We start from the raw sequence: 19,346 nt of genomic DNA, 5'->3' as shown, positions 1-19,346 counted from the left end.
GATATCAGTCATTTCCAGATCCTCCGGGCGATTGGAAGTTGCTGCCCCGCCCGTCAAGTTGTTAATCCGATTTCCGCAGCAAGTGCGTTAGTCGCGCTGCTGCACGTAGCGCCCCGGCGCCGGCTCGATCTCGGGGAATTCCGCCGAGCCGGCTTGCGCATGCGGCTTCACCTTCTTGCCGCCATACTGATCGAGCCATTCGGCCCAGGTCGGCCACCAGCTGCCCGGCTTTTCCTCGGCAGCAGCGAACCAGTCGTCGGCCTCTTCGGGCAGATGCTTCGCGTCGGCTTCGATGGTCCAGAAGCTGCGCTTGTTCTTCGAAGGCGGATTGATCACGCCCGCGATATGGCCCGACGCTCCGAGCACGAACTTCAGCGGCCCGGAGAGGAGCGGCACCGATGCATACGCCGTGCGCCACGGTACGATGTGATCCTCGCGCGAACCGTAGATAAAAGTCGGCACGTCGATGCGCGAAAGGTCCACTTCCTCGCCGCACACCGTGAGCGCGCCCGGCTCCCGCAGTTTGTTCTCGAGATAGGTATTGCGCAGGTACCACGCGTACATCGGCCCCGGCAGGCTCGTGGAATCGCTGTTCCAGAACAGCAGGTCGAACGGCGCGGGCGTGCGCCCCTTCAGGTAGTTGTCGACGACGTAGTTCCAGACCAGATCGTTGGGCCGCAGGAACGAGAACGCGTTCGCGAACTCGACGCCGCGCATGAGCCCCGGCGCGCTGCCATTCTTGCCCCCGATGGTCTGTTCGCGCATCTGCACATGCGCTTCGTCGACGAACACGTCGAGCACGCCCGTATCGGCGAAATCGAGCATCGCCGTAAGCAGCGTCATCGACGAAACGGGATGCTCGCCGCGCGCGGCCGCGACGGCCAGCGCCGTGGCGAGCAGCGTGCCGCCCACGCAGAAGCCGAGCGTGTTGATCTGCTCGCGGCCGCTGATGCTGCGCGTCGTGTCGATGGCCGTGAGCACGCCTTCCTGCACGTAATCGTCCCAGGTTTTATGCGCGATCGACGCGTCACCGTTGTGCCAGGAGACGAGGAACACCTGCTGCCCCTGCTCCAGCGCATAGGCGACGAGCGAGTTCTCGGGCTGCAGGTCCAGGATGTAGTACTTGTTGATGCACGGCGGCACGATCAGAAGCGGCCGTTCGCGCACCGTGGCCGTGCGCGGCTTGTACTGGATCAGCTGAAAGAGCGCGTTCTCGAACACCACCGAGCCCTCGGTGGTCGCGAGATTGCGGCCCACCACGAAGCGCGATTCGTCGGTTTGCGAGATCTTGCCGCGCGTCATGTCGCCGAGCAGGTTCATCACGCCCTGACGCAGACTCTCGCCCTTGCTTTCGAGCAATGCGTTCTGCGCGTCGGGGTTGAGTGCGAGGAAGTTGCTGGGCGACGCCGCCGCGGTCCACTGCTGGACGGCGAAGCGAATGCGCTCGCGCGTTTTCGGATCGGTGTCGATCGCGTCGACGAGTTCATGCAGGTAGCGCGCATTGAGCAGGTACCACGCGGCCGTGAACGCATAGCCGGGCGTCGCCTTCCAGGCGTCGGAGCTGAAGCGCTTGTCCTTGAGATCCGGCGGCTTCGGTGTTGCATCGGTAGCCTGGCGTAGCAAATCGAGTGCATCGCGCGAATATTCCGACTGCAGATGCTGAAGGCGCGTGGGTTCGATCGACGCCGTAGGAAGCTTCAAGGCCTCGAACGGGTTCGCCATGCCGAACGGCGTGGCACCGCTGAAGGGGTTCACTCCGGCGAAGGGGTTGGCTTCGCCAAAGGGCCTGGGCGCACTGAAGGGATTGTTCGGCGCACCGTTGGCGGGTGGCCACCAGTTGCCTGCGAGGCCGCCGAGCGGCGCCTGCTGCGCTGCGCCGCCCGCTTGCTGCGCGGCATTCAAGGCGCTCTTCCACGCGTTCGTCCACGCGTCGAGATACTGCTGCATGCTGGCTGCGTCAGGAGCGAAAGGCTGAGTGAAGCGCGTTGCACCATCAGTTGAAGCGCCCGTGCCCTGGGCAGTTTTGGAACGTTGAGATGCCGTCATGCCTGCTTTTGACCGATGTGTCCCGAAGGACTGGTTGAGAGGCAGGTGGGTACGCATACGGGCGCCGTTGCGGCGCTCGTCACGTCCTGTCCCGTGGGTGAAAGGACATTCTTGCTCCCCATTGCAAAGCGTGTCAATGCTTGTGCCCGATTTTGCCGCAGCGCGATATTTTTTTAATTATCGTTTTCCCGATGTAATCAATTGTTTAACCCGTGCGACACATCGTTGTGCGTCCCGGCGCACAAAAATCCGCCGCCTCCGCAAGCGCTTGCCATTCGAGGGAGCGTTCAGGGATTTCACGCTCCGGGCATTTGCACGGCGGCAGCGGAGCTTCGATGCGGTGCAGCAAAAATAGCCTGATATGGGTCAACCCTGGAGCCAGATCAGTGCCGCCATCCGGCCCGTGATGCGGTCCCGCCGATACGAATAGAAGCGCTCGCGCTGCGAAACCGTGCACATGTCGCCACCGCTCACGCGGCGTATGCCGAGCGCGTCGAGCCGCAGCCGCGCGAGTGCGGCGAGATCGGCGAGGAATTTGCCGCTTGCCTCGGGGCGCGCGACGAAAGCCGCAGCGGTGGCTGCACGATGAACCTCGCGTTGCGCCGTCTCAAGACGCTCTACGTGGGACATGAAGGCCTCGCGCACTTCTGCGCCGACCTCGAAGGCCGTGGGCCCGATCGCGGGGCCGAGGTACGCATGCAGATCGGCAGGCGAACAGCCCGCGAGCGCAGCGACGCGCTCGGCCGTGCGCTCGATGACGCCCGCGGCCAGTCCGCGCCAGCCCGCGTGCGCGGCGCCCACGGCACGGCCCGCGCCATCGCAGAGCAGGACGGGCATGCAGTCGGCCACCATCACCGTGCAGGCAATGCCGGGCTCGGCCGTCACGCTCGCATCGGCTTCGAGCGGTGCGCCCGCGCGCGCGGCGGCGAGCGCCGCGGCGGCATCGACCACGATCGGACCGTGGACTTGCTTGAGCCACGCAGCAGGCACGCCCGCAAGTGCGAGCAGCCGTTCGCGGTTCGCCTCGACATGCACCAGATCGTCGCCGCAACCGCGCCCGAGGTTCAGACCGCCGGGCAGCTCGATGCCCTCGTCACCCGCAGCGCCCTGTTCTGCCTGCGTCGCCTGCCAGCGCCCGAAAGGCGGCTCGCTCACGCCACCGTTGCGTGTCGTCACCAGCGCGCGCACGCGCGGCGAAACCTGCCAGTCGGGGTGCAGCAAATCGGCGGATGTCAGTTCCGGGCAGGTCGTCATGCGTGCTTGTCCTCGTCTTGCTGATCGTCTTCTTCGTCTTCTTCGTAGTCGTCTTCGTCGCTGCCGATCACATAGCCTTCATCGGTGTAGGCGCTGTCGAACATGTCGTCATCGAAGCCGGGTTCGTCGTCTTCCTCGCTGCCGAAGCCGAGCGCCTCGATCAGCGCATCCATGTCGTCGGGGACTTCGGCGCGCCATTGCATCGAACGGCCCGTCACCGGATGGACGAGGCCAAGGCGCCAGGCGTGCAGCGCCTGGCGCGCAAAACCGTCGGGCAACGCCGCCACCGAGCGCTTGCCGCGCGCATGGCCGTACACGGGGTCGCCCAGCAGCGGATGGCCGATGTGCGCGCAATGCACGCGGATCTGGTGGGTGCGGCCCGTTTCCAGGTCGCAATGGATCGCGCTCACGGGCTGGTTCTGCCACACCGTCTTGTCGATGCGCCGGAAGTGCGTGCGCGCGGGCTTGCCCGCCGCGCCCTTGACGACGGACATACGCGTGCGCTCGCGCGGATCGCGGCCGATCGGCGCGTCGATCGTGCCTTTGTCGGGCATGTTGCCCCAAACGAGCGCGAGGTAGCGACGCTTGACCGTGCGCGCCTGCAACTGGCGCACGAGATCGGTCTGCGCTTCGAGCGTGCGGGCGACGACCATCAGGCCGGAGGTCTCCTTGTCCAGACGATGGACGATGCCCGCGCGCGGCAGGCCCGCCGCGGCTTCGCCGTAGCGGTGCAGAAGACCGTTGAGGAGCGTGCCGCTCCAGTTGCCCGCCGCCGGATGCACGACGAGCCCCGCTGGCTTGTTGATGACGACGATCGCGTCGTCTTCGTACACGACGTCGAGCGGCACCGGCTCGGGCGTGAACGCGAGCTGCTCGGGCAGCAGGTCGGGCACGAGCTCGATGGTCGCGCCGAGCGGCACGGGCTGGCGCACCTTGGCCGGCTTGCCGTCCACGTGCACCCGCTGCTCTTCGATCCAGCCCTGCAGCCGGCTGCGCGAAAATTCGGGAAACAGTCTGGCGAGCACCTTGTCGAGCCGCTCGCCGGCCAGGTCATCTGGCACCTCAATCGAGCGCGGTGCTTCGCCGCCGCGCGTGCGCGGGGCGCCAACGGCGTCTTCTCCGGCGAGTTCATCCTCTAGCGCCTCGCTGGCGCCTGCGTCATCGGGCGCATCGCCCAGGCTATAATCGCTGATGCTGTTTTGGGCGCCGGGAGCGCCGGCCCCCGGAATAACTGAACGGGTCATTGAGTCTGGGTCACCTGTGGACCTGAAGCTGGACTGGATAAATGCGAGCCTTGAACACGATTACGAAACTGGCCCAACACGCAGTGGCCCGAAACGCAATGCGCGCGACGCGAGCACAGACGCTCGGCAAGATTGGCAACATGGTTCGGCTCGCTGCCTGCGGCGCCGCGCTCGCTGTCGTCGCGGCCTGCCACGGCCTGCCGGAAAAAACCGACGAAACGGCTGCGTGGAACAACAACAAATTATATACGGAGGCCCAGGACGCGCTCTCCGGCGGCGACTGGGGCAAGTGCGCGAAGTACTTCGAGGCGCTGCAGGGCCGTGACCCGTTCGGCCATTTCGCCCAGCAGGCGCAGATCAACGTTGCCTACTGCGACTGGAAGGACAACGAGAACGACGCTGCCGACCAGGCGATCAACCGCTTCATCCAGTTGCACCCGGATCACCCGGACGTCGCCTACGCGTACTATCTCAAGGGCATGATCCACTTCAACGACGACCTCGGTCTGTTCGGCCGCTTCTCGGGCCAGGACATGAGCGAGCGCGACCCGAAGTCGCTGCGCGAGTCGTATGACGCATTCAAGGTCGTGGTCGACAAGTATCCGCAGAGCAAGTACGCACCGGACGCAGCGCAGCGCATGCGCTACATCGTGAACGCGCTCGCCTCCCACGAGGTCCACGCGGCCGATTACTACTATCGCCGCGGCGCCTATGTGGCGGCCATCAACCGCGCGCAGCTCGCGATCCAGGAGTACAAGAGCGCGCCGGCAATCGAGGACGCACTGCACATCATGATCCTGTCGTACCAGAAGCTCGATCAGCCGCAGCTCGCCGAAGACACGCGCCGCGTGCTCGCGGGCACCTTCCCGGACAGCCCGTACATCACCGGCCACGCGCGCCCCACCAAGGAAGACAAGTCCTGGTGGCAGATCTGGTGATCGCCGCGCCTCGTTGTTGACGTAAGTCGAAACGCAAAACGCCACGGATTTCCGTGGCGTTTTTTTATTCAGCGACAACGCAGGCGTAACGCCTGCGCTGCGTGGACATCTTCAATCGCGTTCGAACAGCGCGATCGACTCCACGTGCGACGTGTGCGGGAACATGTTGACGACGCCCGCGCCCTTCAGCCGGTAGCCGGCCTCGTTGACGAGCACCCCGGCATCGCGCGCCAGCGTCCCAGGGCTGCACGAGACGTACACGATGCGCCTCGGCAGCGGACCCTCGCCGCTCTGCGCGATTTCCGCGAGCGCCTGGCAAACGGCAAGCGCACCTTCGCGCGGCGGGTCGACGAGGAACTTGTCGAAGCGGCCCAGCGCGCGCATGTCGTCGGCGGTGACTTCGAACAGGTTGCGGCATGCAAACGACGTATGACCGTCCACGCCGTTGGCACGGGCGTTCTCCAGCGCGCGGGCGGTCAGCGTATCGCTGCCTTCGATGCCCACGACTTCGCGTGCGAGACGGGCGAGCGGCAGCGTGAAGTTGCCGATGCCACAGAACAGGTCGAGCACGCGATCGCCCGGTGCCGGCGCGAGCAGGCGCAGCGCGCGGCCCACTAGCACGCGGTTGATCTGGTGGTTGACCTGCGTGAAGTCCGTCGGCTTGAACGGCATGCGGATGCCGAACTCCGGCAGCGTGTAGTCCAGTGCCTTGTCGAGCGGATAGAACGGGAACACGGAGTCCGGGCCCTTCGGCTGCAGCCAGAACTGCACGTTGTGTTCGTCGGCGAAGGCGCGCAGCAGGGCTTCGTCGGCTGCCGTGAGCGGCTCGAGAATACGCAGCACGAGCGCCGTCACGCTCGAACCGACGGCAAGCTCGATCTGCGGCATGCGATCGCGAATCGACAGCGCCGCCACGAGATGGCGCAGCGGCACGAGCATCGCCGACACGTTCGGCGGCAGCACTTCACAGCTCGTCATGTCGGCCACGTAGCTGCTCTTCTTCTCGTGGAAGCCCACCAGCACGCCACCCTTCTTCGGCACGTTGCGCACCGTGAGGCGCGCGCGATAGCGGTAGCCCCACGACGGGCCGTGAATCGGCCGGAACATCGTCTCCGAACGGACCTTCGAGATGTGCAGGAGGTTGTCCTCGAGCACGCGCTGCTTGACGGCGATCTGCGCGCGCACGTCGAGATGCTGCATCGAGCAGCCCCCGCAGGTGCCGAAAAACGCGCACTTCGGCTTCGTGCGGATCGCGCTCTCGCGCAGCACGTTCACCACCTGCGCCTGTTCGAACGTGGGCTTCTTGCGATAGCTCAGGTAGGTCACGCGCTCGCCCGGCAGCGCGCCCTCGACGAAGATGACCTTGCCGGGCTCGCCCGTCTCGGTGACGGTGCGGCCGACGCCGCGCGCCTCCATGTCGAGCGACTCGATCTCGAGAATGGGGGCATGAGCGACCGAGGCTTCAATCGCGGCGCGCTTTTCGGCGCGGCGTTCGCGCTTGCTGCGTTTCTTCGCGGGAGCGGACGGCACGTGCTCGGCCTGCACGGACGGGGCCTGAACAGGCTCGGCTTGAGGGTCGGGGGCAGCTTGAGACACCAGCGGTTTCCTGACTGACAATGAGTGAATTGTGGGCGAAGGCGAGATTGTAGTCGATGTCGGGACCGGCGCCCTCGACGCCCTTTTCGACTTCGTCGCCTCAGCCTCGCACTGATCGCTACAGCGATGCATGCTTCGGGCGCGCCATATGCGTTCACACTCCCGCCGCGCGCCAGAAAATATATGAAACAGCATGCCGGTAAAAACGGGCCAGGGTTGAACCTGCGTAGACCACCGCCGCGCCGGGCAAGGAGCACGAAGATGAAACTGGTGAGCTGGAATGTTCAATGGGGACGTGACGCCTCGGGCAACGTCGACCTTGCACGCACGGTGCGTGAGGCCCAGCGCCTCGCCGACTTCGACGTGCTGTGCCTGCAGGAAGTCACGTGCGGCTTTCGCGCGTTGCCGGGCGGCCCTGGCGACGATCAGTTCGCGGAACTCCGGACGCTGCTGCCCGGCTATACGGTGATCGAGGCGATCGGCGCCGATTTACCGGCATTGCCCAACGCCCAGGCCTCCAGTCAAAACGCGGCGCCCGCGCCGCGCCGCCAGTTCGGCAACGCACTCGCCACCCGCCTGCCCGTTGCGCAGGTGTTTCGCCACACCCTGCCGTGGCCTGCCGACTCGACGGCGCCGTCGATGCAGCGCGTCGCGCTCGAAGCGGTAGTCGATGCACCGGGCGGCGCGCTGCGGGTGCTGGTCACGCATCTGGAGTTCTATTCGCTGCGACAGCGGCTCGCGCAGGTTGACGAGCTGCGGCGCTTGCAGCAGGAAGCCGCCGATCATGCGGCGCACCCCGCACGCGCGGAAAACGACGTCGGCCCGTTCGCGCGCACCGCGCGGCCTGCCGCCGCGATCGTCTGCGGCGACTTCAACAGCGCGTGGGGCAGCGAGGCGTACACGCGCATGCTCGAGCCCCTCGCGGGCAGCCCCGCCTTCATCGACGCGTGGATGGCGCTCCACCCCGGCGCGACGCCGCCGCACACGGCGGGCGTGTATGACACGGCGCAATGGTCGGATGGGCCGCTCACGTGCGATTTCGTCTTTGTCACCGAGGATTTGCGAGCGCGCCTGCGTCGGTGCGAGATAGACGGCCTGACCCAGGCTTCGGATCACCAGCCGATCGTGCTCGAACTGGATTGACGGTAGTCGGTGGGCCGCGCGGCCGTTCGGTCGGTGTTCAGCGCTCGAATGCGCTCAAGTACTCGCCCCAATGCGGTGCGGTCTCCGCCGCGAGCGACTGCTTCACAAACTCGATCTCATCCGCATATTCGCGCTCGGTGAATCCACCGCGCATCATCTGAAACCGGCAATAGAGCAGGTAGGTGTTGACGACGTCGGTTTCGCAATAATTGCGGATCTCCTCGATGCGGCCTTGCTGGAACGCCGTCCACACCTGGCCGCCATCCATGCCGAGCTTGCCGGGAAAACCGCAGAGCTTCGCGAGCGCGTCGAGCGGCGCATTCGCGCGCGGCTGGTACATCGCGAGCAGATCCATCAAGTCCGTATGCCGCGTGTGATAGCGGCTGATGTAGTTGTTCCACTTGAACTCGCGGTCCTCGTCGCCCATTTCCCAGTAGCGCACGGCGCGAATGCCGTGCACGAGCGCACGATAGTGCAGCACCGGCAAGTCGAAGCCGCCGCCGTTCCAGGACACGAGTTGCGGCGAGTACTTTTCGATCGTGCGATAGAACGAGTCGATCAGGCGCGCTTCGCCGTCTTCGGGCGTGCCGAGCGAGCGCACACGAAAGCCCTGCCCGTCGCGAAACACGCACGAGATCGCGGCCACGCGCTGCAGATGATGCGGCAAGAAATCGCTGCCGGTCTTCTCGCGGCGTGCCGCGAAGGCATGCTCGGCCACTTCGGTGTCGGTGAGCGAGGCGGGCAGATCTTCGAGACGGCGAATGCCGTCGACATCGGGAATCGTCTCGATGTCGAATACGAGTACGGGAACTGTCATTCAGTCGGACTGCGAGGTGTTAGAGAACGGCGTCTTTGCGCACGCCGTTCGAAGCGAAAAAGCGCTTGAGGCGCACCAGCGCTTCCTGCTGGATCTGCCGCACGCGCTCGCGGGTGAGGCCCATTTCGTCGGCCAGCTCTTCGAGCGTGGCCGGCTCGATATGGTTCAGGCCGAAGCGCCGCTCGATGACGTGGCGATGCTTGTCGGATAACCGCCCGAGCCACGCGCGTGTAAGCGTTTCCAGTTCGCGATGCTGCACCTCCGCATCGGGCGACTGGCTCTGGTCGTCGGAGAGCAGGTCCAGCAGGCTGCTGGCCGGGTCGAGGTCGAGCGGCGCATCGAGCGATGCCGTGTGCTCGTTGAGCGCGAGAATGTCGGTGACTTCCTCGGTGGTCTTGCCCGTGAGGTAAGCGATGTCGTCGATGCTCGCGTCGCGCCGCTCCGAGGCCGAGTCGGCGTTGAGCGAGTTCTTTTCCAGATGGCGCTTCGCGCGCAGCACCTGGTTCAGTTCGCGAATCACGTGCACCGGCAGGCGCACCGTGCGCGCCTGGTTCATGATCGCGCGTTCGATGCTCTGGCGGATCCACCAGGTGGCATAAGTCGAGAAGCGAAAGCCGCGTGTCGGATCGAACTTCTCTATCGCGTGCATGAGACCGAGATTGCCCTCCTCGATCAGATCGAGCAGCGGCACGCCGCGATTGAGATACCCCTTGGCAATGCTGACCACGAGGCGCAGATTGCGCTCGATCATGACCTGGCGCGCCTCGAACTCACCCGCCTTGGCAAGGCGCGAGTAGCGCTGCTCTTCCTCGACGGTGAGCAGCGGCTTCACGCTGATCCGGTTCAGATAATGCTGAATGGTGTCGGCCGTGAGTTCGGCCTGCAGCATGGCGCGGAAATCGTCGGCATCGGGCGCGGCATCGGCGGCTTCGGCACCCTCGCCCGCACCGCCTTCGTCGGTCGCAGAATCGCGCTCTTCCGGCTCGTCGCGCTCTTCGCGCTCGTCATAGTCACGGCTGCTTCCAGGCTCGGGCAACGCGTCGTCGTCGCCCGACTGCGCGCCGTCCTCCACCGAAACCTGGGCGGCTTGGCTGTCAGACTCGGATTGCTGCAGACGGCGCTTCGATTTCGGCATAGTCGGCTCGCTTTATTGCGGCGGCAAGTACTTCAGTGGGTCGACGGGCTTGCCCTGACGGCGTACTTCGAAATGCAGCATCACCCTGTCTGAGTCGGTATTGCCCATTTCCGCGATCTTCTGACCTTTGGTGACTGCATCCCCTTCTTTTACCATCAAAGCCCGGTTGTGTGCGTACGCGGTCAGAAACGTCGCGTCATGCTTGATGATAATGAGATTGCCGTAACCGCGCAGCCCATTTCCGGCATAAACCACGCGTCCGTCGCCTGCTGCCTTGACGGAATCGCCCGGCGCACCACCGATATTGATGCCCTTGTTCTTCGAATCGTCGAAGCCGTTGAGCACCGGACCACGCACCGGCCATGCAAGCGCGATGTTGCCCGGCGCCGCGGCCATGTCGCCGCCGCTCGCAGCCGGCTGGGGAGGCACCGCGGCAGACGGCGCCGCTGCATTCGCACCCGAACCGTAGATCGGCGGCTGCGCCGGCCCTCCTGCTGCCGGCGCGCCCAGCGCCGCGCCCACGCCCGGAACCGGCGCGGTCACGACACCTGGCGTGTATGCCGACGCCGTGCCCGCACCAGGCGGCACCACGCGCAGCAACTGATCTACCTCGATCTGGTTCGGATTGGTGAGATTGTTCCACGTCGCGATGTCGCGATAATTCTGGCCGTTTTCGAGCGCAATCCTATAGAGAGTGTCGCCCGGCTTCACCCGGTAATATCCCGGAGGCGGCGGCCCGAGCGGCACAGGTGGCTGCGCCGCCGTGCCCAGCGGCGCCGTGCGGTCGACGACGGGCGCCTGATCGAGTCGCGTGGCGCATGCGGTCAGAAGACAGAGCGCGATGACCGAAGCGCCACGAGCGGCTGCGGTCAGATCGACAGTCAGGCGGTTTCTTTGGATCGCGCGCAACATACTCATCGGATTCAGATCACTCCAGATTTTAAGGGGACAAAGAAAACGCGATCGAGGCGCGACTCACGCCACTGCGCCGGCCCCGTGCGCTCGACGAGCGTCAGAACCTGCGTGGCTTCGCCAGCGCCGCCCGCCGCCCCCGATACGGCGACGGGCGCCACGAGCCGCCCGCCGATGGCGAGTTGCTCGCGCAGCGCCTGCGGCACGTCGAAGCCCGCGGCGGCGATCACGATCGCGTCGAACGGCGCCGCCGACGGCAAACCGAGCCGTCCGTCGCCGTAGTGCAAGCGGATATTCGGAATACGCAGCGGACGAAGATTCGTCTTCGCGCGCTCGTATAACGGCTTGATGCGTTCAATGGAATACACGTCGCGTGCAATCTGGCTCAGCACCGCCGCCTGATAGCCGCAACCGGTGCCGATTTCCAGCACGCGCTCCAGCACTCGGCCCGCGCCCGCCAGTTCGAGCATCCGCGCGACCACCGAAGGCTTCGAGATGGTCTGGTGATGACCGATCGGCAGCGCCGCGTCTTCGTAGGCCTGGGTAGCGAGGCCCGGGTCGACGAACATGTGACGCGGCACGGCCGCGAGTGCCTGAAGCACGCGCGCATCGGCGATGCCGTTTGCACGCAGCCGTTCGACCATGCGTTCGCGAACGCGTTCCGAAGTCAATGCGTGGGCGCCGTTGAGCGCAACGCCAGGTGCGCCCGTGACGGACGCCGCGGGGCGCGGCGCAGTTGCAGCGCCAGAGGGAACCGCGCGCGCCGACCCAACGTTGCCGGCCGCGAGCGTGGTCTTGATGGCAGTCGACGGCTTGGCGCCCGCCGCGACCGGCTTGGCGCTCGCCGGCTTGCCATTGACGGGCTTCGCAGGCGACGCTTTGAACGGCGCGTTTGCCGTGGACTTCGCAACGAGCGTTGCCCCTGGCTTCGCACCTGCGCCAGCGCCTGGCTTCGAAGGGCTCCCGTTGCCCGCGCCTGCCAGCGGCGTGCGCGCGTCGCCGGGCCGCGTGTCGTGCCTGCGCGTCTCACGCACGAGATCCGCGAGCCCAAGGGGAAAACGCTTCGTGCGCTCGCCCGTCATGAAGCGCTGCCGCCCTTGCGCGCCCAGTCGTGCGTCGCGGGGAGCATCTGTGTGTGGGTGAGATCGAGTTGCAGCGGCGTGATCGACACGTGGCCGTTCGATACCGCGTGGAAGTCCGTGCCCTCGCTTGCGTCGCGCGCGCTGCCCGACGGCCCGATCCAGTAGATCGGCTCGCCTCGCGGATTGGTCTCGCGGATCACGGGCTGCGAAGGATGACGCTTGCCGAGGCGCGTGACGCGCCATTCGCCAAGCTCGTCATACGGCAGGTTCGGAATGTTGACGTTCAGGAGCGGATGACCGGGCAGCGGATTCGCGAGGTAATGCGCGACGATCCCGGCCGCGACGCGCGCGGCGGAATCGAGATGCATCCAGTCCTTGTCGACCAGCGAGAACGCAATGGCCGGCACGCCGAACATGATGCCTTCGGTCGCCGCGGCCACCGTGCCCGAGTAGAGCGTGTCCTCGCCCATGTTCTGGCCGTTGTTGATGCCGGAGACCACGAGGTCGGGTTGGTGGTCTAGCATGCCCGTGAGCGCGATATGCACCGAGTCGGTGGGCGTGCCGTTCACGTAGTAGAAGCCGGTCGTCGCGGAGCGCAGCACCGACAGCGGGCGCCACAGCGTAAGCGAGTTCGATGCAGCGCTGCAGTTCTGCTCGGGCGCCATCACGGTGACTTCGCCGAGCGGCTTGAGCGCTTCGTAGAGCGCGGCAAGGCCGGGGGCGAGATAACCGTCGTCGTTGCTGAGTAGTATTCGCATCGAGCGATTGTAACCGAGGAAAGAAGGCACGCGAACGACAGCCCGGCCCCGGCTGCGTGGCTACCCCGGACATCGGGTTCGCCCGCCGTTCCGCGGCACGTTCGCGTAAGCGATGCACTCCACCCGCAACAGTCCCGGCACCATAAATCGCACGATCGTTCGCGTCGAAGCGGATTGCCGTACACTGTTCCGCTGTAGCGAACCCAGGCTCGAAACGACCGAACGCAACCGAACCAGAAGAGAAAGGAGACACGATGCGCGCAATCCGCTGCAACCAGTACGGCCCGCCCGACTCGCTCACGCTCGAAGAGCAGCCCGACCTCGTGCCCGGCGCGGGCCAGGTGGTGATCGACGTGAAGGCCGCAGCCGTCAATTTTCCCGACGTGCTCATCATCGAGAACAAGTATCAGATGAAGCCGCCGCTGCCCTTCACGCCCGGCGCCGAGCTTGCGGGCGTGGTGCGCGCCGCGGGCGAAGGCGTGAAGCTCGCACCCGGAACGCGCGTGGTGGCTTATGTGGGCACCGGCGCATTCGCCGAGCAGGCGCTTGCCGATGCATCGGCATGCGTGGCGCTGCCCGAGGGCGCCGACTTCGCGACGGCCGCCGCCTTCACGCTGGCCTATGGCACGTCGCATCACGCCGTCGTCGATCGCGCCGCGTTGCGCGCAGGCGAGACGATGCTCGTGCTCGGCGCGGCGGGCGGCGTGGGCCTCGCGGCAGTGGAGATCGGCAAGGTCCTCGGCGCGCGCGTGATCGCCGCGGCGTCGAGCGAGGAAAAGCTCGAGGTGTGCCGCCGCTTCGGTGCCGACGCCACCATCAACTACAGCACCGAGGACTTGCGCGAGCGCATCAAGGCGCTCACCGGCGGCCAGGGCCCCGACGTGATCTACGACCCGGTGGGCGGCGAGTATGCGGAGCCTGCCTTTCGCAGCATCGGCTGGCGCGGGCGCTATCTCGTCGTGGGCTTCGCGAACGGCGAGATCCCGCGACTCCCGCTCAATCTCGCGCTGCTCAAGGGCGCGAGCCTCGTCGGCGTGTTCTGGGGAGATTTCGCGCGCCGCGAACCGCAGCACAATGCGGCGGCGTTCGCGCAGATGGTGGGCTGGATCGGCGAAGGCAAGCTCAAGCCCTATGTCTCGAAGCGCTACAAGCTCGCCGATACCGCGCAGGCGCTCAAGGACATGGCGTCGCGCAAGGTGACGGGCAAGATCGTGATCGAGCCCTGATCGCTTACTGCGAAGCGTGCAGCGATACCAAAACGGCTCGCGACGTGCGAGCCGTTTTGCCTGTCGAGCAGCGAAGCGAGTACGGCTGACGATGCTGCCTCGAAGACACCCCGTTCATCGCGCCCAGCAGACCAGCACGAAGCCGCAGTGGAACGTCGTGAAGACGAACCGCCTTAAATAACTTGTTGCTCGCGCAACCGCGCGATGTGGTCTGCGTCATATCCCAGCGTCTGCAGGACTTCTTCCGTATGTTCACCGAGCGCGGGACCGAGCCAGCGCGTATCGCCCGGCGTGGCGGAGAGTTTGGGCGTGACCGAGGGCAGCGCGATGTCCACACCCTCGCCGTCCTTCGCACCCGGCGCCTGCCAGCGGAACTGCTGGATCATCTGGCGCGCCGCGAATTGCGGATCGGCGAACATGTCGGCCACACTGTAGATGCGGCCCACGGGCACATCGGCCGCGTTGAGCACGTCGAGTGCCTCGTCGATGGTGCGCGTGGAGAGCCATGCCGCGATCGCGCCGTCGATCTCCGCCGTGCGCGGCACGCGGCCGTCGTTGTGTGCGAGTTGCGCATCGTTGGCGAGATCCGCGCGGTCGATGGCCGTCATCAGGCGCTTGAAGATCGGATCGCTGTTGCCGCCGATCACGATGCTGCCGTCGCGGCACGGATAGGTGTTCGACGGCACGATGCCCGGCAGCGACGCGCCGGTGCGCTCGCGCACCATGCCGTACACGCCGTACTCAGGCACCACGCTCTCCATCATGTTGAACACGGCCTCGTAGAGCGCGACATCGACGATCTGGCCGCTGCCGCCGTTCATGTTGCGGTGATGCAGCGCCATCATCGCGCCGATCACGCCGTGCAACGCGGCAATCGAGTCGCCGATCGAAATGCCGATGCGCGGCGGCGGCAGGTCGGGATAACCGGTGATGTGGCGCAGGCCGCCCATCGATTCGGCGATCGCGCCGAAGCCCGGACGGTCGCGATACGGACCGGTCTGGCCGTACCCCGAAAGCCGCACCATCACGAGGCCGGGATTCTCTTTCGAAAGGACGTCGTAGCCGAGCCCGAGCTTTTCGAGCAGGCCGGGCCGGAAGTTCTCGATGACGATGTCGGCTTCCTTCGCGAGCCGCCGGACGATCTCCTTTCCCTCCTCGGCCTTGAGGTTCACCGTGACGGACTTCTTGTTGCGCGCCTGCACGGCCCACCAGAGCGACGTGCCCCCCGCCTCGGGATAGAGCTTGCGCCACTTGCGCAGCGGGTCGCCGCCCTTGGGATCTTCGATCTTGATGACCTCGGCGCCGAACTCGCCGAGAAAGCGCGCGGCGAACGGGCCGGCGATCAGCGTGCCGAGTTCGAGGACCTTGACGCCCGCGAGCGGACCCGCGCTTTTGGCGCCCGCTGCGTTCGCATGGGATTCGGGGGAAGCGGCTGCTGCGCTCATGGTGTCTCCTTTCGTTCTGTTGCCGAGGCGGCGCGGCTCGCAATGCGCCGCTATCGAGGCATCGCAAACGCTACATCGAGCGCCGGTCGAGCATGGCCCGCGCGATGGTGCCCGCGTCGACGTATTCGAGTTCGCCGCCAACCGGCACGCCGCGTGCGAGGCGCGTGACGGCGAGGCCGCGCGCCTTGAGCGTCTGGCCGAGATAATGGGCCGTCGCCTCGCCCTCGTTCGTGAAATTGGTTGCGAGCACCACTTCCTTGACGACGCCGTCCGACGCGCGCTTCACGAGCCGGTCGAAATGGATCTCTTTCGGTCCGATGCCGTCGAGCGGACTCAGATGCCCCATCAGCACGAAATACAGCCCGCGGTACGTCATGGTCTGCTCGAGCATGATCTGGTCGGCCGGCGTTTCGACGACGCACAGCAACGTCGGATCACGCTCCTCGTCGAGGCAAGTTTCGCACACCTGAGCTTCGGTGAAGGTATTGCACTTCTCGCAATGCTTCAGGTGCCCGGTTGCGAACAAGAGCGCGTTGCCGAGTTTTTGCGCGCCCTCGCGGTCGTGCTGCATCAGGTGGTAGGCCATGCGTTGCGCCGACTTCGGCCCGACGCCTGGCAACACGCGCAGCGCCTCCACGAGCGCAGCGAGAGCGGAAGGTTGTTTCATGCGGATTCAGCGCCGAACGCGCGAATGAGTTTGACGCGTAAGCGCCTTCTGGCCAGGTCCATCTGCTTCTGGCGCCTCGACGCCGGCGCGTGCACGACGCGCCGATCGCGGCCAGATTCACGCAAACGGGTACTGGCCCGTCCGAAGCCGGCCAGCGCCCGCACCGTGACTCAGAACGGCATCTTGAAGCCCGGCGGCAGCGGCAGACCGGCGGTCATGCCGCCCATCTTTTCCTGCGACGTGGCTTCGGCCTTGCGCACCGCGTCGTTGAACGCCGCGGCCACGAGGTCTTCGAGCATGTCCTTGTCGTCGGCGAGCAGGCTCGGATCGATCGACACGCGACGCACGTCGTTGCGGCAGGTCATCGTGACCTTGACGAGACCGGCGCCAGCCTGACCCTCGACTTCGATCTGGGCAAGCTGCTCCTGCATCTTCTTCATGTTTTCCTGCATCTGCTGGGCTTGCTTCATGAGCCCGGCGAGTTGGCCTTTCAACATAGTCACTGCTCCTTCTGTAGTCGTTCGAATCCATGCGCCCGAAAGCGCGCGACGCCCTCTCGCGCCGCGCGGCGCAAATCAGTGGGCGGATTGACTGCCGCCCGATGCGGCTTCCGGCGCGATCGGCCGGATCGAACCCGGCACGATGCTCGCGCCGAAGTCGCGAATCAGTTGCTGCACGAAGGGGTCGGCGCCGATCTCGCGCTCGGCTTCGCGTTGACGCTGCGCGCGCGCCGCGGCGTCGAGCGCGGCCGCTGTGCGGCGCGCCGGACCGACTTCCACGCTCACCTCGACCGGCTTGCCAAGGCGCTCGGCAAGCGCCGATTTGAGCTTCGCGACCTGCGAGGCTTCCGCGTACTGCGGCACCGGTACGCTGAGCTTGAGCAGCGTGCCTTCGAGCGCCGTCAGTTCGCTGTTGAAGGCGAGCTGGTACGAGATGCCCTTGAGCGAGAGCGTCGCGGCAAGCGCGGGCCAGTCGCCCGCGAAGCCGATCGGATCGAGCGCAATGCCCGGCGGCAGCTTGCTCACGTCGACCACGGCCGGTGAAGGCACCGGCGCCGAAGCGCTGGCGCGCGGCGCGGACGGCTCGCCGTCGTAAGCGGGCACGAAGCCGTCGTCGGGCGGCGCGAAGTAGGCGTCGTCGGCGCCGAGCGGCACGTAGTCGTCGGGCGGGATGTCGTCCCACGGCGGCGCACCGGAGGCGTCCTGCCGCGCATTCGGCTCGCGGGCCGGCTGGCGCACCTGCGCTTGCTGCGCAGCGGCGGCGCGGCGGGCGGGATCCGGCGTCGGCACCTTCACTTCGACGCGCGGCGCGGCCTTCGGCGCGGACGCGGGCGCAGCCGCCGCGCTCGCCGCGCCACCCGCTGCGCGGTTCGGGGAAACACGCATGCCCTTGCTGCGCAGCACGTCGAGCGCCGCGCTTGCGCCGCCACGAACAGACGTCGAGGCGGCTGCATCTTCGAGCGATTCGGGTTGCAGCGCGGGCGCGGCAGACTCCGCCTGAACCGCTTGCGGCTCTGCTGCAGGCGCGTCATCGATTGCGGGTCCGGCTTGCTCCGTGCGTGTGCCCGACGCGGTCTCACCCTCGTCTTCCCAAGGCGGGACGACCTTTGGTCCAGCAACGGCCATGGAAACCGGTGCGTCCGCGGCAGGCGACACAGTCGCATTGGCCGCCGTATCGGCGACGGTCGCCTTGACCGCCTGCGTTTCGACGGAGTTCGCCGCATTGAGCACGCTCGCGGCGCGCGGCGGCTCCGCTGCTTCGGCTCTGTGGACAAAAGCCTGGCCGGCCGGCGCCACAGTGCGTGCAGATGCCACCGCGGGAGCTGCTGCACGTGCCCCGGCACTCGCCGCGGCAGGCTTCGACGCGGGCGCGCTGCCCACGCTGCCCGCGCCCACGGAGGGCTCGAACGCGAGCATGCGCAAAAGCGTCATCGTGAAACCAGCGTATTCGTCGGGCGCGAGACCTATTTCGCTGCGGCCGAGCGTGGCGATCTGATAGAAAAGCTGGACCTGCTCCGGGCTCAAGGCTTGCGCAAAGCGGCGAATGTCGTCGGCTTCTGGCCACTCGTCGAGCACCGACGAAGGCGCGAACTGCGCCCAGCCGATACGGTGGAACAGGCTCGCGAGGTCCTGCAGCGCCGTGGAGAACGACAGGCTGCGCAGCGCCATTTCGTCGGCGATGGCCAGCACGCTCGCGCCGTCGCCGGCCACCAGCGCGTCGATGAGGCGGATCAGATAGCTCTGGTCGAGCGCGCCCAGCATGCCGCGGACCGCTTCTTCAGTGACCTGGTTGGCCGAATAGGCGATGGCCTGGTCGGTGAGCGAGAGCGCGTCGCGCATCGAGCCGTCTGCGGCGCGCGCGAGCAGGCGCAGCGCCTGCGTCTCGAACTCGACCTTCTCCTCGCCCAGGATGTGCGTGAGATGCTCGACGATGTTGCCCGCCGGCATCTGCTTCAGGTTGAACTGCAGACAGCGCGAAAGCACCGTAACCGGAATCTTCTGCGGATCGGTCGTCGCAAGGATGAACTTCACGTGCGGCGGCGGTTCTTCCAGCGTCTTCAGCATCGCGTTGAAGGCGTGGTTCGTGAGCATATGCACTTCGTCGATCATATAGACCTTGAAGCGCGCATCGACCGGCGCATAGACCGCGCGCTCGAGCAGCGCCGCCATTTCGTCGACGCCGCGATTGCTCGCCGCATCCATCTCGACATAATCGACAAAGCGCCCTTCGTCGATTTCCCGGCACGCACGGCATACGCCGCAGGGCTTGGACGTCACCCCGGTCTCACAGTTGAGCGCCTTGGCGAAGATGCGCGACAGCGTCGTCTTGCCCACGCCGCGCGTGCCAGTGAAGAGATACGCGTGGTGCAGGCGGCCGCCGTCGAGTGCATGCGTGAGCGCGCGCACCACGTGCTCCTGTCCGACGAGCGAAGCGAAATCCTTCGGTCGCCATTTGCGTGCGAGAACTTGATAGGTCATCCGGAAATTGTATCAGCAACACCCGCGCGCCCAGATGAATCAAAAGGCGGCGAACGGCTTGCCCGTGGCGGCTGCGGAACAGGGGGCACGAGCGACCGGGAGCGA

Annotated in this window: 16 protein-coding genes; 3 read left to right on the top strand and 13 right to left on the bottom strand. The window is 66.3% G+C overall.

Annotated features, from left to right (window positions below; translation table 11 throughout):
* Positions 1–87: 87 nt before the first annotated feature.
* The 3 genes from phaC to BMI01S_RS09635 form a co-directional block, all read right to left on the bottom strand.
* Positions 88–2,046, bottom strand: coding sequence for a class I poly(R)-hydroxyalkanoic acid synthase (gene phaC, locus BMI01S_RS09645; protein WP_161635518.1), 1,959 nt, complete (start codon positions 2,044–2,046; stop codon positions 88–90).
* A gap of 366 nt (positions 2,047–2,412) precedes the next feature.
* The gene (gene pgeF / locus BMI01S_RS09640; protein ID WP_028209903.1) at positions 2,413–3,300 is read right to left on the bottom strand and encodes a peptidoglycan editing factor PgeF; all 888 of its coding nucleotides are present in this window, start codon (positions 3,298–3,300) and stop codon (positions 2,413–2,415) included.
* Positions 3,297–4,544, bottom strand: a complete 1,248-nt coding sequence (locus BMI01S_RS09635) for an RluA family pseudouridine synthase (RefSeq protein WP_028209904.1) — start codon at positions 4,542–4,544, stop codon at positions 3,297–3,299. The genes pgeF and BMI01S_RS09635 overlap by 4 nt, the downstream gene beginning before the upstream one ends.
* Positions 4,545–4,642: 98 nt before the next feature.
* On the opposite strand from BMI01S_RS09635, the gene BMI01S_RS09630 reads away from it, so the two are divergent.
* The gene (locus BMI01S_RS09630; RefSeq protein WP_042288988.1) at positions 4,643–5,482 is read left to right on the top strand and encodes an outer membrane protein assembly factor BamD; all 840 of its coding nucleotides are present in this window, start codon (positions 4,643–4,645) and stop codon (positions 5,480–5,482) included.
* Positions 5,483–5,593: 111 nt separating this feature from the next.
* Here the strand turns inward: BMI01S_RS09630 and rlmD are convergent, their stop codons facing one another.
* Positions 5,594–6,898: a 23S rRNA (uracil(1939)-C(5))-methyltransferase RlmD gene (gene rlmD / locus BMI01S_RS09625; protein WP_238327612.1), complete on the bottom strand. Its 1,305-nt coding sequence runs from the start codon at positions 6,896–6,898 to the stop codon at positions 5,594–5,596.
* A 441-nt stretch (positions 6,899–7,339) separates the two neighbouring features.
* Here rlmD and BMI01S_RS09620 point away from each other — a divergent pair, with 441 nt between their 5' ends.
* A complete protein-coding gene (locus BMI01S_RS09620) occupies positions 7,340–8,221 on the top strand; it encodes an endonuclease/exonuclease/phosphatase family protein (protein ID WP_028230452.1) in 882 nt (293 codons plus the stop codon).
* Positions 8,222–8,258: 37 nt separating this feature from the next.
* Here the strand turns inward: BMI01S_RS09620 and BMI01S_RS09615 are convergent, their stop codons facing one another.
* The 5 genes from BMI01S_RS09615 to surE are packed head-to-tail and all read right to left on the bottom strand — an operon-like array spanning position 8,259 to position 12,925.
* The gene (locus tag BMI01S_RS09615) at positions 8,259–9,038 is read right to left on the bottom strand and encodes a 3'-5' exonuclease (RefSeq protein WP_028209908.1); all 780 of its coding nucleotides are present in this window, start codon (positions 9,036–9,038) and stop codon (positions 8,259–8,261) included.
* 19 nt (positions 9,039–9,057) lie between these two features.
* Positions 9,058–10,173, bottom strand: a complete 1,116-nt coding sequence (rpoS, locus tag BMI01S_RS09610) for an RNA polymerase sigma factor RpoS (protein ID WP_028209909.1) — start codon at positions 10,171–10,173, stop codon at positions 9,058–9,060.
* A gap of 12 nt (positions 10,174–10,185) precedes the next feature.
* Positions 10,186–11,091 (bottom strand): peptidoglycan DD-metalloendopeptidase family protein, encoded by a 906-nt coding sequence (locus BMI01S_RS09605; protein ID WP_028230453.1) that lies wholly within the window; start codon positions 11,089–11,091, stop codon positions 10,186–10,188.
* Between the two features lie 5 nt (positions 11,092–11,096).
* The gene (locus tag BMI01S_RS09600) at positions 11,097–12,167 is read right to left on the bottom strand and encodes a protein-L-isoaspartate(D-aspartate) O-methyltransferase (RefSeq protein ID WP_028230454.1); all 1,071 of its coding nucleotides are present in this window, start codon (positions 12,165–12,167) and stop codon (positions 11,097–11,099) included.
* Positions 12,164–12,925 (bottom strand): 5'/3'-nucleotidase SurE, encoded by a 762-nt coding sequence (gene surE / locus BMI01S_RS09595; protein WP_028209912.1) that lies wholly within the window; start codon positions 12,923–12,925, stop codon positions 12,164–12,166. The genes BMI01S_RS09600 and surE overlap by 4 nt, the downstream gene beginning before the upstream one ends.
* A 254-nt stretch (positions 12,926–13,179) precedes the next feature.
* On the opposite strand from surE, the gene BMI01S_RS09590 reads away from it, so the two are divergent.
* Positions 13,180–14,151, top strand: coding sequence for an NADPH:quinone oxidoreductase family protein (locus tag BMI01S_RS09590; RefSeq protein ID WP_028209913.1), 972 nt, complete (start codon positions 13,180–13,182; stop codon positions 14,149–14,151).
* 173 nt (positions 14,152–14,324) lie between these two features.
* Here BMI01S_RS09590 and BMI01S_RS09585 read toward each other — a convergent pair whose 3' ends face one another.
* From BMI01S_RS09585 to BMI01S_RS09570, 4 genes are all read right to left on the bottom strand, one after another.
* The gene (locus BMI01S_RS09585) at positions 14,325–15,596 is read right to left on the bottom strand and encodes a CaiB/BaiF CoA transferase family protein (RefSeq protein WP_028209914.1); all 1,272 of its coding nucleotides are present in this window, start codon (positions 15,594–15,596) and stop codon (positions 14,325–14,327) included.
* A 70-nt stretch (positions 15,597–15,666) separates the two neighbouring features.
* Positions 15,667–16,263 carry a recombination mediator RecR gene (gene recR / locus BMI01S_RS09580; protein WP_028209915.1) on the bottom strand — a complete coding sequence of 199 codons (597 nt, stop codon included), beginning with the start codon at positions 16,261–16,263 and terminating at the stop codon, positions 15,667–15,669.
* A 170-nt stretch (positions 16,264–16,433) separates the two neighbouring features.
* Positions 16,434–16,760 (bottom strand): YbaB/EbfC family nucleoid-associated protein, encoded by a 327-nt coding sequence (locus BMI01S_RS09575; RefSeq protein WP_028204938.1) that lies wholly within the window; start codon positions 16,758–16,760, stop codon positions 16,434–16,436.
* Between the two features lie 78 nt (positions 16,761–16,838).
* Positions 16,839–19,241: a DNA polymerase III subunit gamma/tau gene (locus tag BMI01S_RS09570; RefSeq protein ID WP_028209916.1), complete on the bottom strand. Its 2,403-nt coding sequence runs from the start codon at positions 19,239–19,241 to the stop codon at positions 16,839–16,841.
* Positions 19,242–19,346 lie beyond the last annotated feature (105 nt).

It is taken from the genome of Paraburkholderia mimosarum LMG 23256 = NBRC 106338, assembly GCF_000739815.1.
GTDB lineage: Bacteria > Pseudomonadota > Gammaproteobacteria > Burkholderiales > Burkholderiaceae > Paraburkholderia > Paraburkholderia mimosarum.
The sequence above is the reverse complement of the archived record's forward strand: the minus strand, read 5'-3'. Positions and strand labels throughout refer to the sequence as shown.

Coding starts and splice junctions, on each gene's coding strand:
- phaC (WP_161635518.1), bottom strand. CDS start 2,046: ATGACGGCATCTCAACGTTCCAAAACTGCCCAGGGCACGGGCGCTTCA.
- pgeF (WP_028209903.1), bottom strand. CDS start 3,300: ATGACGACCTGCCCGGAACTGACATCCGCCGATTTGCTGCACCCCGAC.
- BMI01S_RS09635 (WP_028209904.1), bottom strand. CDS start 4,544: ATGACCCGTTCAGTTATTCCGGGGGCCGGCGCTCCCGGCGCCCAAAAC.
- BMI01S_RS09630 (WP_042288988.1), top strand. CDS start 4,643: ATGCGCGCGACGCGAGCACAGACGCTCGGCAAGATTGGCAACATGGTT.
- rlmD (WP_238327612.1), bottom strand. CDS start 6,898: ATGGAGGCGCGCGGCGTCGGCCGCACCGTCACCGAGACGGGCGAGCCC.
- BMI01S_RS09620 (WP_028230452.1), top strand. CDS start 7,340: ATGAAACTGGTGAGCTGGAATGTTCAATGGGGACGTGACGCCTCGGGC.
- BMI01S_RS09615 (WP_028209908.1), bottom strand. CDS start 9,038: ATGACAGTTCCCGTACTCGTATTCGACATCGAGACGATTCCCGATGTC.
- rpoS (WP_028209909.1), bottom strand. CDS start 10,173: ATGCCGAAATCGAAGCGCCGTCTGCAGCAATCCGAGTCTGACAGCCAA.
- BMI01S_RS09605 (WP_028230453.1), bottom strand. CDS start 11,091: ATGAGTATGTTGCGCGCGATCCAAAGAAACCGCCTGACTGTCGATCTG.
- BMI01S_RS09600 (WP_028230454.1), bottom strand. CDS start 12,167: ATGACGGGCGAGCGCACGAAGCGTTTTCCCCTTGGGCTCGCGGATCTC.
- surE (WP_028209912.1), bottom strand. CDS start 12,925: ATGCGAATACTACTCAGCAACGACGACGGTTATCTCGCCCCCGGCCTT.
- BMI01S_RS09590 (WP_028209913.1), top strand. CDS start 13,180: ATGCGCGCAATCCGCTGCAACCAGTACGGCCCGCCCGACTCGCTCACG.
- BMI01S_RS09585 (WP_028209914.1), bottom strand. CDS start 15,596: ATGAGCGCAGCAGCCGCTTCCCCCGAATCCCATGCGAACGCAGCGGGC.
- recR (WP_028209915.1), bottom strand. CDS start 16,263: ATGAAACAACCTTCCGCTCTCGCTGCGCTCGTGGAGGCGCTGCGCGTG.
- BMI01S_RS09575 (WP_028204938.1), bottom strand. CDS start 16,760: ATGTTGAAAGGCCAACTCGCCGGGCTCATGAAGCAAGCCCAGCAGATG.
- BMI01S_RS09570 (WP_028209916.1), bottom strand. CDS start 19,241: ATGACCTATCAAGTTCTCGCACGCAAATGGCGACCGAAGGATTTCGCT.